13 protein-coding genes are annotated in these 13627 nt (G+C 70.1%); 3 read left to right on the forward strand and 10 right to left on the reverse strand.

What is annotated here, in order from left to right:
- Window positions 1-153: 153 nt before the first annotated feature.
- The 3 genes from ada to glcF all read right to left on the reverse strand — a co-directional run bounded on the left by ada (window position 154) and on the right by glcF (window position 3406).
- A complete protein-coding gene (gene ada, locus IEY36_RS02945) occupies window positions 154-1233 on the reverse strand; it encodes a bifunctional DNA-binding transcriptional regulator/O6-methylguanine-DNA methyltransferase Ada (protein WP_188965398.1) in 1080 nt (359 codons plus the stop codon).
- 239 nt (window positions 1234-1472) lie between these two features.
- Complete coding sequence (locus IEY36_RS02950; RefSeq protein WP_188965399.1) at window positions 1473-2078, reverse strand: tetratricopeptide repeat protein; 606 nt, start codon at window positions 2076-2078, stop codon at window positions 1473-1475.
- Window positions 2079-2089: 11 nt separating this feature from the next.
- Window positions 2090-3406 (reverse strand): glycolate oxidase subunit GlcF, encoded by a 1317-nt coding sequence (gene glcF, locus IEY36_RS02955; RefSeq protein WP_188965400.1) that lies wholly within the window; start codon window positions 3404-3406, stop codon window positions 2090-2092.
- A gap of 104 nt (window positions 3407-3510) precedes the next feature.
- On the opposite strand from glcF, the gene IEY36_RS02960 reads away from it, so the two are divergent.
- From IEY36_RS02960 to IEY36_RS02970, 3 genes are all read left to right on the forward strand, one after another.
- Window positions 3511-4329 (forward strand): bestrophin-like domain, encoded by an 819-nt coding sequence (locus IEY36_RS02960; protein WP_188965401.1) that lies wholly within the window; start codon window positions 3511-3513, stop codon window positions 4327-4329.
- Between the two features lie 46 nt (window positions 4330-4375).
- Window positions 4376-6043 (forward strand): ABC transporter permease, encoded by a 1668-nt coding sequence (locus IEY36_RS02965; protein WP_188965402.1) that lies wholly within the window; start codon window positions 4376-4378, stop codon window positions 6041-6043.
- A 148-nt stretch (window positions 6044-6191) separates the two neighbouring features.
- Window positions 6192-7628 carry a GH3 family domain-containing protein gene (locus IEY36_RS02970; protein ID WP_229681057.1) on the forward strand — a complete coding sequence of 479 codons (1437 nt, stop codon included), beginning with the start codon at window positions 6192-6194 and terminating at the stop codon, window positions 7626-7628.
- An 85-nt stretch (window positions 7629-7713) separates the two neighbouring features.
- On the opposite strand, the gene bfr is transcribed toward IEY36_RS02970, so the two are convergent.
- The 7 genes from bfr to IEY36_RS03005 all read right to left on the reverse strand — a co-directional run bounded on the left by bfr (window position 7714) and on the right by IEY36_RS03005 (window position 13594).
- Window positions 7714-8202 carry a bacterioferritin gene (bfr, locus tag IEY36_RS02975; RefSeq protein WP_188965404.1) on the reverse strand — a complete coding sequence of 163 codons (489 nt, stop codon included), beginning with the start codon at window positions 8200-8202 and terminating at the stop codon, window positions 7714-7716.
- Window positions 8203-8318: 116 nt separating this feature from the next.
- Entirely contained in the window at window positions 8319-8498 is a 180-nt protein-coding gene (locus tag IEY36_RS02980; RefSeq protein WP_188965405.1) for a (2Fe-2S)-binding protein, read from the reverse strand.
- A 13-nt stretch (window positions 8499-8511) separates the two neighbouring features.
- Complete coding sequence (locus tag IEY36_RS02985; RefSeq protein WP_229681058.1) at window positions 8512-9600, reverse strand: extracellular solute-binding protein; 1089 nt, start codon at window positions 9598-9600, stop codon at window positions 8512-8514.
- Window positions 9601-9654: 54 nt separating this feature from the next.
- Window positions 9655-10440 (reverse strand): HpcH/HpaI aldolase family protein, encoded by a 786-nt coding sequence (locus IEY36_RS02990; protein WP_188965407.1) that lies wholly within the window; start codon window positions 10438-10440, stop codon window positions 9655-9657.
- Between the two features lie 56 nt (window positions 10441-10496).
- Window positions 10497-12092 carry a cisplatin damage response ATP-dependent DNA ligase gene (locus IEY36_RS02995; protein ID WP_188965408.1) on the reverse strand — a complete coding sequence of 532 codons (1596 nt, stop codon included), beginning with the start codon at window positions 12090-12092 and terminating at the stop codon, window positions 10497-10499.
- A complete protein-coding gene (locus IEY36_RS03000) occupies window positions 12089-13132 on the reverse strand; it encodes a ligase-associated DNA damage response exonuclease (RefSeq protein ID WP_188965409.1) in 1044 nt (347 codons plus the stop codon). The genes IEY36_RS02995 and IEY36_RS03000 overlap by 4 nt, the downstream gene beginning before the upstream one ends.
- A gap of 42 nt (window positions 13133-13174) precedes the next feature.
- Window positions 13175-13594: a DoxX family protein gene (locus tag IEY36_RS03005; protein WP_188965410.1), complete on the reverse strand. Its 420-nt coding sequence runs from the start codon at window positions 13592-13594 to the stop codon at window positions 13175-13177.
- Between the last annotated feature and the right edge of the window lie 33 nt (window positions 13595-13627).

A 13627-nucleotide genomic window follows, 5' to 3' on the forward strand; every position in this document is an offset into this window, starting at 1 on the left:
TTCACTTCCGGCTGCGGTTCGGCGCCGACGTTTCATTCCCCGGGGCCCATCGCAGCACGCCCCCGCCAACCCCTCAACCCCCTGCCGCGGCGACGGCCCTCACCGCCACCCCGCCCGCCCATCGACCCACGCAACCCACCGCCGGCGCCCGGATCAACCCTTCCCCGACCGCGCGGCGCGCTCGCCTGCGAGCAGCGCCCGCTTGCGCTCCACCCCCCAGCGATACCCCGTCAGGTCGCCATCCTTCCCCACCACCCGGTGGCAAGGCACGGCGAGCGACACCTTGTTCTGCGCACAAGCCCGCGCCACCGCCCGCGTCGCCCGAGGCATCCCCATCTCCGCCGCGAGCCCGCCATAGCTCCGCGTCTCCCCGAGCGGGATGCCCCGCAACGCCTCCCACACCTGCCGCTGGAACGCCGTCCCGCGCAGGTCCAGCGGCAGGTCCAACGCCGCCTTGGGTTCGGCGATGAACGCCACCACCTCCCGCATCGCCCCCGCCAGTTCCTCCGGTGCATCAACGATCTGCGCCATCGGGAACCGATGCATCACATCCCCCCGCAGCCCGGCTTCATCCTCGCCGAACCCCAGGAAGCAGATCCCCGCCTCCGTCGCCCCGATCATCAACAGCCCCAGCGCACTCTCGGCCAGCGCGACGCGGATCACCTCCCCCGCGCCACCCCGCCGTGCTGCCCCTGGCGTCATCCCCAGCACCCGGCCGGGCTCCTCATACACCCGGCTCTCGCTGCCATACCCCGCCTCCGCCACCGCATCCGCCACGCGCGACCCGCCGGCCAGCGCCGCCGACAACCGCCGCGCCCGCACGCTCTCGGCAAAGGACCGGGGCGTCACCCCGGTGATGTCGCGGAACAGCCGCAGGAAATGGTGCCGCGCATACCCCGCCCGGTCGGCGAGCGTGGCGAGCGATGGAATGGTCTCGCTCCCCTCGATCAGGTCGCAGGCGGCGCGGATGGCCGCGGCATGAATGGCGGCGCGCTCCCCCTTCGGGTCGCAGCGCTTGCAGGCCCGGAAGCCGGCCGCCTCGGCTCCTGCGACATCAGCGAAGAAGCGCGTGTTGCGCCGCAGCGGCGCGCGCGAAGGACAGCCAGGCTTGCAGAACACGCCCTGCGTCGTGACGGCATACAGGAACGTGCCGGTTGCGGGGGCCGGGTCGCGGGCCAGCACGGCGGCCCAGCGGGCGGCATCGGGATCAGCGGGGGCATGATCGTCAGGCATGGTTATCGTGTGCCATGGACGGGACCGAGCGGGCCATCCGCGCGTTGCTTCGGCACGGCCCGAACCCCGCCCCCGGCTGTCGTACCCACATCCGGCCTTCGGGCAGGTCGATCGCAGGGAGCGGAATCCCGCCGCGATTGTCGTTTCTGTTCAGTACAACGGTGCGCACGTCACCAGACGATGCACGCTCGCATTGCTGGCACAGGTAGTATCAACGGCCGAGGAATCCAGCCGTGATATCAGGTCGCGTCGCCCTCCGCCTTGCGGCGCAATTCACGCACCCGTTCCGCGCCGCCGCGCAGACGCGGGTTCAACGCCAGCGCGGCCTGCATGCTGCGCAGGGCGCCGGCCGCGTCTCCGCGCTGCTCCTGCAGGATCGACAGCGTGATCAGCGCGCCGAAATGCCGCGGCTCCAACCGCAGCGCCTCCTGCAGGTCGCGCGCGGCCGCCGGCGCATCGCCGAGCGCGGCATAGGCCTGGGCGCGCTGGTGCCAAGCCTCGGCACTGTCCGGGCTGAGGATGATGGCGGCGTCGAAATCCTCCAGGGCCTCGTCATTGGTGTGGGCCGCGAGGTTGCGCGCGCCGCGGCGCAGCAGCAGCACGGCGGCCGGCGAGGCGCTCTCGATCCACAGGGTGCGGATGCGGCTTTCCATCACCAGCGCCGTCGCGTCGTCCGGAGCTGTCTTGAGGGCTTCCAGCAGGCTGTCCAACTCCGCCTGCCGGCTTTGCTGCTGCCGGGTCGGCGCCGGCTGTGCATCGGCAACGGCGGGCAGCAACAGCAACGGCAGGGCGATCAGGGCGGCGCGCATGGCGCCATGCTCGGCCATCGCGCGTGGGCGGGGCAAGCGCCGCGTCGTCACGCCGCCGCCCGAGCGCGGGCGATGGCGGCGGGTTCCGGGCCGCCGGCCATCCAGTCCAGCAGTTCGACGGTGTGCACCGCCGGGATGGTGCCGTCGCCAAGCTGCGTCAGGCAGCCGATATTGCCCGAGGCGATCAGCGCCGCCCCGGTGCGCTCGATGTTGGCCTGCTTGCGCGCCTTGAGCTGCCCGGCGATCTCCGGCTGCATCAGGTTGTAGGTGCCGGCCGAACCGCAGCAGATATGACCCTCCGCCGGTTCCTTCACGGTGAAGCCGGCGGCCTTCAGCAACGCCTTCGGCTCGTTGGTGATCTTCTGGCCATGCTGCAGCGAGCAGGCGGCGTGGTAGGCGATTGTCAGCCCTGGTGCGGGCCGGCTCGGCGCATAGGCGAAGCGGGTCAGAACCTCGGAGATGTCGGCGGCCAGGGCGGCGACCTTCGCGGCGGCCTCGCGCTCCGGCTCCTCACGGAACATGAAGCCGTAATCCTTGACCGTGGTGCCGCAGCCGGACGCGTTGATGACGATGGCATCGAGCCCCTCCCCGGCCATCTCGCGGCTCCAGGCGGTGATGTTGGCGCGGGCCAGGCGCATCGCCGGGTCGTGGTGGCCCATGTGGTGGTCGAGCGCCCCGCAGCAGCCCTGGTCTCGGGTGACGACCACCTCGATGCCCATGCGGGTCAGCAGGCGGATCGTCGCCTCGTTGATCGAGGGTGCGAGCACCTGTTGCGCGCAGCCGGCCAGCAGACCGACGCGTGCGCGACGCGGGCCGATCGCCGGATGTACACGGGGCCGTTCGAAATCGGATGGCGCGGGCACCGAGGCGGGAGCGAGCCGCAGCATCGCACGCAGCCGCTGCGCGGTGGCGGAGCGGCCCGGCACCAGGCGGGCCATCGGCCGAGCCAGCCGGGCACCGACCAGCGCCAAGCGGAAGCGGCCCGGATGCGGCAGCACGAAGGACAGCACGCGGCGCAGCGCGCGATCCGGCCAGGGGCGGGTATAGGTCCGGTCGATATAGGCCCGCGCATGGTCGACCAGATGCATGTAGTTCACGCCCGAGGGGCAGGTCGTCATGCAGGACAGGCAGGACAGGCAGCGGTCGACATGGCGGACCACCTGCTCGGTCGCCGGCTGGCCGCCTTCGAGCATTTCCTTGATCAGGTAGATGCGCCCGCGTGGGGAATCCAGCTCGTCGCCGAGCAGCAGGAAGGTCGGGCAGGTCGCCGTGCACATCCCGCAATGGACGCAGCTGCGCAGGATGCGGTTGCTCTCCGCCGTATCGGGATCGGCCAGTTGGGCGGGTGAGAAGGTGGTCTGCATTCGGTCAATCTAGGAGCGCGCGCGCCGGGCCGCCAGCGTTCCGCCCGATGGACGCCGCCATGCACCGAGCCCTATCGTCACGGCGCCACCCGGAGTCTCGCGGCATGCTGAACCAGACCGTCCTCGTCATCGCGAGCCAGGGCGTGTTGTATTTCGCCGCGGGGCTGGTGGCGGTGCAGATGCTGTCGAAGGAGATCGGCTACTTCTTCGGCCATCGCCTTGCCCAGCGGCGGGAAAATCCGGGGGAAGGCGTCAGCGTCGTGGTCGGCGGCATGCTCGGCCTGCTCGCCTTCGTGCTCGCCCTGACCCTGTCCTTTTCCAGCGCGCGGTTCCAGGAACGGCGCGAGGGCACCCTCGCCGAGGCCAATGCGATCGGCACCGCCTGGTTGCAGGCACAGGCCATCGGCCACCCGCGCGGGGCGGAGATCGCCCGGCTGCTGGAGACCTACACGGTCCAGCGGCGGGACTTCGTGCGGGCGGACCACGGATCCCCGGTCCTGGCCGAGACGACGCAGCGCACCAATGCGCTGCAATCGGAAATCTGGGGCCATGTGACGGCAATCGTGCGGGAAAGGCCGGACCCGGTCGCGTCGTCGCTGATGAACGCGCTGAACACCGCCTTCGACATGGGCACGGCGGAACGCTTCGCGTTTTCCACCACCCTGCCGCCACAGCTGTTCTGGCTGCTTATCGGCATGGGGGCGATCTCGATGGCGGCCCTGGGCTTCCAACTGGGGCTGCGGCAGAAGCCGCTGCGGCTGCTGACATTGCTGTTGCTGTGCATGTGGTCAGCGACGATGACCGTGATCCTCGACATGGGCTCGGCGCGGATCGGCAATGTCCGCATCAGCACCCAGGCGCTGGACTGGACGATCGAGGGTTTCCAGGGCGGCGTGACCATCCCGCCGGCGCCCGGGCGCTGACGGGCCCTCCCGCCCGGGCTGCGTCTGTGCTATCGGCGGCCTGAGAATGGCTCGCAACATCACCTTGGAGCGGCTGCCCCCCATGGCACGACGGCGGCGCGCCCCGGCCTGGGCCTGGGGCTCGCTGCTGGTCGCCGGCGCGATCACCGCGCCAATGCTCGCCGTGGCGTTGACCGCCGTCTCCCTGCCCGGCGCAAGCTTCTTGCACATCGCCACTACCACCCTGCCCGAGATGCTGCGCAATTCGGTGCTGCTCGCACTGCTGGTCGGGCTGATGGCGGGGTCGGCCGGGGCAGTTTCGGCCTGGATCGTCTCGACCTGCGACTTCCGCGGCCGCCGGGTGCTGGAGGTGGCGCTGCTGCTGCCCATGGCGATCCCGGCCTACCTCAACGGCTACGTCTATACGTGGCTGCTCGATGTCGCGGGGCCGGTGCAGGAGACCTTCCGCAGCCTGACCGGTCTGCGGTATGGCCAGTACTGGATGCCGGAGATCCGTTCACTGCCCGGAGCGGCTGTGATGCTGGCGATGGTGCTCTATCCCTATGTCTACCTGCTGTGCCGCGCCGCCTTCCTGCAGCAGAGCGTCTGCCTGCTGGAGGCCTCGCGGACGCTGGGGCATGGCTTGCCGCGCACCTTCATCCATGTCGCGCTGCCGCTCGCGCGTCCGGCGCTGGCCGCGGGCATCGGCCTCGCGCTGATGGAGACGCTGGCGGATTTCGGCACGGTGCAGCATTTCGGCGTGCGCACCTTCACCACGGGCATCTACGAGGCCTGGTTCGGCATGGGCGATCGCGGCGCGGCGGCACAGCTTTCGGTCGCGCTGCTGGGCTGCGTGTTCCTGGCGCTTGGGTTGGAGCACATCTCGCGCGGCGGGCGGCGCTTCCATGCCACCACGACGCGCCACCCGCCGCTGCGGCCGGTGCGGTTGCATCGCTGGAAGCAGGCGGCGGCGATACTCGCCTGCGCCATGCCGGTGTTGCTCGGCTTCGTGGTACCGGCCGCGGCGCTGGCCTGGCTGGCGGTGACGGCGGGCGACCCGCTCGACCCGCGCCGCTTCCTGCCCTTCGCCATCAATTCACTGGTCCTGTCGAGCATCACCGCGGTCCTCGCCGTGATGCTGGCGGCGATGATGGCCTGGGCGGCGCGGATGCATCCCTCGCCACTGCGCCACGTCGCCAACCGCATCGCGGCGCTCGGATATGCGCTGCCGGGGTCGGTGATCGCGGTCGGCACGCTGGTGCCCTTCGGGGTGTTCGACAATGTGCTCGATGCCTGGATGCGGCAGAGTTTTGGGGTCTCGACCGGGCTGCTGCTGTCGGGGACGATCGTCGCGCTGGTCTTCGCCTATCTGGTGCGCTTCCTGGCGGTGGCACTGTCGGCGGTGGAATCGGGGCTGGCGCGGCTGCGGCCATCGCTGTTCGCCGCCGCGCGGGTGCTGGGGCGCACGCCCGGCCAGGCGGTGCGGGAGGTCGAGCTGCCGCTGGCGCGCGGTGCGCTGTTGACTGCCGGCGTGCTGGTGTTCGTGGACACGATGAAGGAATTGCCGGCGACGCTGATCGTGCGGCCCTTCGATTTCGACACGCTGGCGGTGCGGCTGTACAACCTCGCCTCGGATGAGCGGTTGGCGGAGGCTTCGACCGCGGCGCTGCTGATCGTTGTGGTCGGGCTGCTGCCGGTGGCGGCGCTGACGCGGGCGATGCGGCGGCAGGACTGAAGGCGGCCGATCGAAACCCATCGGCCCGCCCGGGGTGGCCGGGAGGGGCGCGCGCCGCCAGTATGCCCCCATCATCATGACAGTCCCCTTCGACTCGACACCATTCCTGAGGGCCTTCGCCGTACACCGGCTCTGGCGGTTGCGCGGCATGGACCCTGCCGCCGAGCAGGAAGGTCTGCTGTTGGCGCTGCTGCGGCGGGCGGCGGATACGCAGTTCGGGCGGGATCATCGCTTCGCCGCCATCCGCTCCGTCGCCGCCTTCCAGCGCGCCGTGCCGCTGCGGCGGTATGAGGCGCTGCACGACGCCTACCTCGCCGCCGAGCTGCCGGTGCTGGAGAATGTGCTGTGGCCCGGGCGGACGCCCTATCTGGCGCTGTCCTCGGGCACCACGGCGGGGCGGACCAAGCGGATACCGGTGACGCGGGAAATGCTGCGCGCCAACCGCGATGCGACGCTTGACCTGATGGCGTGGCATGTCGCGGCGAATCCGGCCGCCCGGCCGCTCGCGGGCATGTCCTTCATGCTGGGCGGTTCGACGGCGCTCGACACGGTGGCGCCCGGCGTGCGGCAGGGCGACCTGTCGGGCATCGCGGCCCATGAGGTGCCGGCCCTGCTGCGTCCCTGGACCTGGCCGCCGGAAGACCTCGCGCTGATGCCGGACTGGGATGCCAAGCTCGACGCGCTGGCCCGGCGGACGCCGGTCGATGACATCACTACGTTGTCGGGCACGCCATCCTGGCTGCTGGTGCTGCTCGAGCGCCTCGCCGCCCGCGCCGGCACGCCGCCGCTGCCGACGCTGGAACTGCTGATCCATGGCGGCGTTGCCTGGGCGCCCTATCGCGACCGCATCGCGCGCTACCTGCCGCCGGGGTGCAGCACCCGGGAGGTGTACGCGGCGAGCGAGGGCTTCATCGCCATCGCCGACCGTGGCGATGGCGAGGGGATGCGGCTCAGCCTCGACCATGGCTGCTTCTTCGAGTTCGTGCCCGTTGCGGAACTCGACTCCGACAATCCGACGCGCCACTGGGTCGCGACCATCGAAACCGGCATCGACTATGCGGTGGTGGTGTCGTCCTGCGCCGGGCTGTTCGGCTATCTGATCGGCGACACGGTGCGCTTCATCGACCGTTCCCCACCGCGGCTGCTGGTGACGGGGCGGACGTCATGGACTCTGTCGGCCTTCGGCGAACACCTCTCGGGCGAGGAGATCGAGACGGGGCTGCGCGATGCCGCGGACAGCGCCGGGATCGCCGTTGCGGAATATGCCGTGGGGCCGGAATTCATCGGCAGCGCGGGCCGGCATCGCTGGTTCGTCGAGCCCGTCGGCGCCGCGCCGGCTGGCACCGCCAGGCGCATGGCCGCCGCCCTGGACGCCGCCTTGCGGGCAACGAATGACGACTACGCCGCGCATCGCGATGGGGCGCAACTGGCCCCGCCGCAGGTGGTGGTGGTCTCCGAAGGCGCCTTCGCCGCCTGGATGCGGGCTGAAGGCAAGATCGGCGGCCAGCACAAGGTGCCGCGCGTCATCGCCGACCCGGACCGATTCGCTGCGATGGCGGCCGCGCTTGGCGCAGATCGCGCCTGACTGGGATCAGTCAGGCGCGTGCAAATGCTCGATCAAACTAGAGGTTTGGAGCGGCTTGCGTGACCGCAGCCGAACGCAAACCGCTTCAGTGCCCCTGGTCGGGGGCGGCATCCGAGTTGAGCAACGTGTAGCGCTCGATGCCGATGCGTTCGATCAGGTCGAACTGGGTATCGACGAAATCGGCGTGGTGTTCCTCATCCTTCAGGATGGAGGCGAAGAGGTCGCGCGAGATGTAGTCGCGCACGGATTCGCAATAGGCGATGGCCTCGCGCAGGTCGGCGATAGCCTTCTCCTCGAGCTTCTGGTCGCATTCGAGGACCTCGCGCACGCCCTCGCCGATCAGCACCGGGTTCAGACGCTGCACGTTCGGATGGCCGCCGAGGAACAGGATGCGTTCGATCAGCGCATCGGCGTGGCGCATTTCCTCGATCGATTCCTCGTACTCATGCTTGCCAAGCTTGGTCACGCCCCAGTGACGCAGCATCCGCGCATGCAGAAAGTACTGGTTGATGGCGGTCAGCTCGTTGGTGAGCTGGGTGTTCAGATGCTCGATGACTTTGGGGTCGCGCAGCATGGTGGCCCTCGCATTTGCGTGACGCGCATTGGCGCGCCGGTCCTCATCTTTGAAGACTGGCGCGCCGGGCTGTCAAGCAAAGCGCGAGCATGCTCCTTGGCCGTCTCGCCAGCGATTCAGCTCGACTGGCAGGCACCTTCGCCGCCGCGCAGCAGGTCGAGGATGGTGCGGCAGCAGCAACCGCATTGGGCGCCGCAGCCGCAGCCGGCATAGACCTCTGCCGGGCGGGAGGCGCCGGCGGCGATCACCGCCGTGATCTGCGCATGGGTCAGGCGATTGCACTGGCAGACGACCATCGCCGCGGCCTCCTCAGCGCCAGCCGGAACGCTGCATGATCTGCAACGCCTCGGCCGCGCGGGCCGGGTCGAGCAGCGCCGCGATGGAGTCGGCGCGGAAGCTGCCCATGGCTGTCAGGATTGGGTCGGTCGGCGCGCCGGGCACGGCGGGGTATTCCATGTTGCCCAGTGCCACGATGCGCTGTGCCTCGTCGGAGACCAGGAAGTCGAGGAAGCGGCGCGCGGCTTCGGCATGCGGCGCCGTCTTCACCAGCCCCGCGCCGGAGACGTTGATGTGGGTGCCGCGGTCGCCGGCGGCCTGGTTGGGGAAGATCACGCCGATGCGTTCGAAGATCGCGCGGTCCGCCGGGCTCTCCGACTTGCCGACATGGCCGAGATAGTAGGTGTTGGCGATGGCGATGCGGCACTGGCCGGAGGGGATGGCGCGGAACTGGTCCCGGTCGCCGCCCTGCGGCGGGCGGGCCAGGTTGGCGGCGACGCCGCGCGCCCAGGCTTCGGTCGCCTCGGTACCGTCGGCGGCGAGCATGTCGGTCGCCAGGGCGATGTTGTAGGGGTGGTTGGAGGCGCGCACGCAGATCTGGCCGCGGAAGCGCGGGTCCGCCAGGTCCTCGTAGCGGGTCAGGCCTGGCGGCGGGCCGGCTTGGCGGTCATACATGATGACGCGGCCGCGCTTGGTGATGGCGAACCACAGCCCGTTCGGGTCGCGCAACCCGGCGGGAACGCGCTCGTCCACATGTGGGATCGCGTAGGGCTGCAGGATGCCGGCCTGGGCGGCGCGGGCGAGGCGCGTGGCATCGACGGTGATGAACACATCGGCCGGGCTGTTCGCGCCCTCGGACTGGATGCGCGCCATCAGCTGGTCGGCATCGCCCTGGATGGTGCGGACGCGGATGCCGGTCTCGCGGGTGAAGGCCTCATAGAGCTGCGCGTCGGTGTCGTAGTGGCGCGCCGAATAGACATTCACCTCCTGCGTCTGGGCGGAAGCGGCGACGGGTGCGGCGATGACGGCCAGGGCAAGCAGGTGGCGACGGAGCATGAAGACCTCGTGGCTGGTGGCGCTGGCGTATCGCAGATGCGACGCGTTCGCAAGTGTGGTTGCCATGCGCCGGCATGGATCGCCTGACGGGGCCGGACCGCCCCGCCTGGCCGCCCTGCCCTACTTCTTCAGGCCGCGCAGGAACTTCGCTCGCGCCCCGCTGCCGGCCATCAGGAAGGCGTGGTCGGAGCCGGACAGCACGAAATGCGCGCCGAGAGCGATGTAGTCGGGTGCGACTTTCTCATCATAGACGCCGCCCATGCCCATGTACTTGCCATGCGCCGTGCAGGCAGCGGCGACCTTGGCATAGGCGGCGCGCACATCCGGGTGGCCGATCTGTCCGGCAATGCCCATCGAGGCGGTGAGGTCGGAGGTGCCGATCATCAGGCTGTCCACGCCGGGCACGGCGGCGATGGCGTCGGCATTCGCCACGGCCTCGGGCGTCTCGATCATGACGCAGACTAGGATTTCTTTGTTCAGTTCGACCTGCGCGGCGGCGGTGTCGGCGACGACGAAGCCGTATTGCGCCGGCGGGCCGCCCCAGGAGCGTTCGCCGATCGGCGGGTAGCGGAAGGCGCGCACGACCGTCGCGGCTTCCTCTGGCGTGTCGACATGCGGGACGACGACGCCCATCGCGCCGTTGTCGAGGCAGCGCGTGCCTTCGAACAACGCGTCCTTGCAGCAGCGCACGATGGGGGTGACGCCCTGCGAAAGCGCGGCCATGCACATCTTCGTCGCATCATCGATGCTCATCGCGCCGTGTTCCATGTCGATGAACAGCCAGTCGAAGCCGCCGGCGGCAGCGATCATGCCGACAGCGGGCGTGCGCAGGTGATGCACGCCGAAGCCGAGGGCGAGTTCGCCCTTCTCAAGCCTGCGGCGGGCGAGGTTGGGTGCGAGCGGCATGGTGGCGTTTCCCCTTTGTGGCACTGGCGCCACGGCACCACGCGCGCGGGGGGTGGTCAATCGGCGGCGGGGCGGTTCTCGACGAGGGCCATGACGGTGGCCAGGTTGTCCGCCTCTTCCACCGGCTTATCGCGGCGGATGCGCGCGATGCGCGGGAAGCGCAGCGCGACGCCGGATTTGTGGCGCGATGAGAGTTGCGCGGCGTCGAAGGCGACTTCGAAGACGATGCCGCGCTCGACTTCCCGCACCGGGCCGAAGCGGTTGATCGTGTTGTTGCGTATCCAGCGGTCGAGCCAGCCGAGTTCCTCATCGGTATAGCCGGAATAGGCCTTGCCGATCGGCACCAGCTCGCCGTCCTCGCGCCAGACGCCGAAGGTGTAGTCGGAATAGAAGCTGGACCGCTTGCCGTGGCCGCGCTGGGCGTACATCAGCACGGCATCGACGGTGAGCGGGTCGCGCTTCCACTTCCACCACAGGCCTTTCACACGGCCGGCGACATAGGGTGCGTCGGCGCGCTTGAGCATCAGCCCCTCGATCGAGGCGGCGCGGGCGCCATCGCGGATGCCGGCGAGCGTGTCGATGCTGTCGAACGGCACCAGGGCGGAGAGGTCCATGCGCGGAGGCGCTGTGCGGGCGTGCCAGGCTTCCAGCCGCGCGCGGCGGGCGTCGAAGGGCAGCGCGCGCAGGTCCTCTTGGGCCTCGAACAACTGGTCGTAGAGGCGCACGACGGCGGGGTGGTCGCGCTGCATCTTCGCCGTGACGGTCTTGCGGTTCAGCCGCTGCTGAAGGTCTGCGAAGGGGGCGACGGCCCCGTCGCGCGCCACCAGCAATTCGCCGTCGAGCACGGCGTGGAAATCCATCGCGGCGATGATCTCGGGGAAAGCCGCCGAGATGTCCTCGCCGCCGCGGGAGAAGAGGCGCTTGCCGCCGGGCCCGGCGGTCAGTTGCACGCGGATGCCGTCCCATTTCCATTCGGCGCGCCATTCCCCGGGGCGCAGCGCGGCGAGGTCGGCTTCCTCCAGCGGATGAGCGAGCATCAATGGGCGGAAGATGGGTGCGTCGCGCGGGTCGGGGGGCGCGCCCTGCCCTTCCAGCCAGCGGAACAGCGGGGTGTAGGGCTGGGCGACACCGTGCCAGACTTCCTCGATCTCCTCGACTGCCTGGCTGGACCATTCGGCCAGTGCGACCCGCGCCAGACGCGCCGAGACGCCGACGCGCAGCCCGCCGGTGACCAGCTTGATGAGCGCCAACCGCGCGCCGGCGTCGAGCGTGTCGAGCCAGCCGGCGATCAGCGCGGGGATCTCGGCCTTGGGCGTCGTCTCCAGCGCCTCGACCACCTCGGCAAGCGTCGGTGGCGGGGCGTTCACACCCGCACGCGGCTGCCAGATCAGCGCGACGGTCTCGGCCAGGTCACCGACGTAGTCGTAGGACAGGCGCCACAATTCGGGATCGGTGCGGCTGGCGACCAACTCGCGGATCATGGCGGGCTTGGCGGCGGTGAAGGTCAGCTCGCCGGTCAGCGCGGCGAGGCCTATGCCGCGGTCAGGGTCCGGCTGTTGCGCGAACCATTGGCCCAGCAGGGCAAGCTTCGCGTTGCGGCCGGGCGTGAAGACCAGGCGTTCGAGGAGTTCGGCGAAGGCGGGTAGGCTCATGTGGCGGCCGGCTCCTCGGCCTCGTCTTCCTCGCCGCGGCCGACCAGATGCAGGGCGCGGCCACGGATGCCACGCAGAGACAAGGCATGGATCAGCGCGTCCTCGCGGCCATGGGTGACCCAGATCTCGGGGGCCTCGACCTGCTCGGCGGTGGCGAGCAATTCGTCCCAATCGGCGTGGTCGGAGATGACCAGCGGCAATTCCACCCCGCCCTGCCTGGCGCGCTGGCGCACGCGCATCCAGCCCGAGGCGACGGCGACGACGGGTTCCGCGAGCCGCCGCGCCCAGCGATCCGCCACCGCCGCGGGTGGGGCGAGCACGATGGCACCCTGCAACTCCTCCTTCTTCGCGACGGTCGCGGTGCGCAGCTCGCCGAGCCTGATGCCGAGCTCCTCGTACACCCGGCACAGCGCGACATGCGCGCCATGCAGATGGATCGGCCGGTCCCAGCCGGCCTGGCGCAGCATGGCGATCAGCCGCTGGCATTTGCCGAGCGAATAGCAGCCGACGACATGGGTGCGCTCGGGGAACAGGGCGACGGAGCGGAGCAGCCGGGCGATCTCGGCCTCGGCCGGTGGGTGGCGGAACACCGGCAGGGCGAAGGTTGCCTCGGTGACGAAGACGTCGCAGGGCTCGACCTCGAAGCCGGCGGCGGTTGGGTCGGGGCTGCGCTTGTAGTCCCCGGAGACGACGGCGCGCGACCCTTGCCATTCCATGCAGATTTGCGCGGAACCGAGCACATGCCCGGCTGGGCGCAACCAGACGCGCACGCCATTGATCGTGACCGGGTCGCCGAATGGCAGCGCCTGCTGGGTGGCGCCGGCCCGGCCCTCGCCCATCCGCGCGGTCATGATGGCGAGCGTATCGCGGGTGGCCAGGACGTGCCGGTGGCCAGGGCGGGCGTGGTCGGAGTGGCCGTGGCTGATGACGGCACGGTCCACGGCGCGGGTGGGGTCGATGAAGAACCCGCCGGGCTCGCAGAGCAGCCCGGCGGGGGTCACGCGCAACCAATCCTGGGGGTGTGGGGCGATGCCGGCCATCCCGGCAGAGGTGCGCCTCCGCCGCCCCGGATCAAGCCCCGGTCAGGCCGGCATGAGCAGGAAGAAGCGGCCATGGGCTGCCCACTCCCGCTTCCAGGCCTGCGCGGCGAGTGCCACGGAGCTCACGCCCCAGAACACCAGGTACTCGATGCCGCCGAGGTTCCACAGCCAGCCCATGCCCTTGGTCATCAGGGTCGCATAGACCGCGATCCCCATGATGCCGGCCGAGACCAGGCCCAGCCACTTCACCAGGATGTTCAGGGTCAGCCCGACCAGGCAGGCGGTCTCGGCGACGAGGGCCAGGTAGAGCATCACCTCCCCATAGGGCAGCACGCGCCCGAAGAAGGCGGCCGAACCCGCCATGTTGCCGAGCTTGAACAGGATGTGCGGGGCATAGAACAGGCCGCACATCAGGCGAAGCACGACGGACGGGTCGGAGAGGTCGAAATCGGATTTGCGCATCACACGGATCTCCCATCCTCGATGGATGTGGGG

The organism is Neoroseomonas lacus, from assembly GCF_014644535.1.
Taxonomy (GTDB): domain Bacteria; phylum Pseudomonadota; class Alphaproteobacteria; order Acetobacterales; family Acetobacteraceae; genus Neoroseomonas; species Neoroseomonas lacus.

Coding starts and splice junctions, on each gene's coding strand:
- IEY36_RS02985 (WP_229681058.1), bottom strand. CDS start 9,600: ATGGCAACCACACTTGCGAACGCGTCGCATCTGCGATACGCCAGCGCC.
- bfr (WP_188965404.1), bottom strand. CDS start 8,202: ATGCTGCGCGACCCCAAAGTCATCGAGCATCTGAACACCCAGCTCACC.
- IEY36_RS02965 (WP_188965402.1), top strand. CDS start 4,376: ATGGCTCGCAACATCACCTTGGAGCGGCTGCCCCCCATGGCACGACGG.
- IEY36_RS02960 (WP_188965401.1), top strand. CDS start 3,511: ATGCTGAACCAGACCGTCCTCGTCATCGCGAGCCAGGGCGTGTTGTAT.
- glcF (WP_188965400.1), bottom strand. CDS start 3,406: ATGCAGACCACCTTCTCACCCGCCCAACTGGCCGATCCCGATACGGCG.
- IEY36_RS02970 (WP_229681057.1), top strand. CDS start 6,192: ATGGACCCTGCCGCCGAGCAGGAAGGTCTGCTGTTGGCGCTGCTGCGG.
- IEY36_RS02990 (WP_188965407.1), bottom strand. CDS start 10,440: ATGCCGCTCGCACCCAACCTCGCCCGCCGCAGGCTTGAGAAGGGCGAA.
- IEY36_RS02995 (WP_188965408.1), bottom strand. CDS start 12,092: ATGAGCCTACCCGCCTTCGCCGAACTCCTCGAACGCCTGGTCTTCACG.
- IEY36_RS02980 (WP_188965405.1), bottom strand. CDS start 8,498: ATGGTCGTCTGCCAGTGCAATCGCCTGACCCATGCGCAGATCACGGCG.
- IEY36_RS03000 (WP_188965409.1), bottom strand. CDS start 13,132: ATGGCCGGCATCGCCCCACACCCCCAGGATTGGTTGCGCGTGACCCCC.
- ada (WP_188965398.1), bottom strand. CDS start 1,233: ATGCCTGACGATCATGCCCCCGCTGATCCCGATGCCGCCCGCTGGGCC.
- IEY36_RS03005 (WP_188965410.1), bottom strand. CDS start 13,594: ATGCGCAAATCCGATTTCGACCTCTCCGACCCGTCCGTCGTGCTTCGC.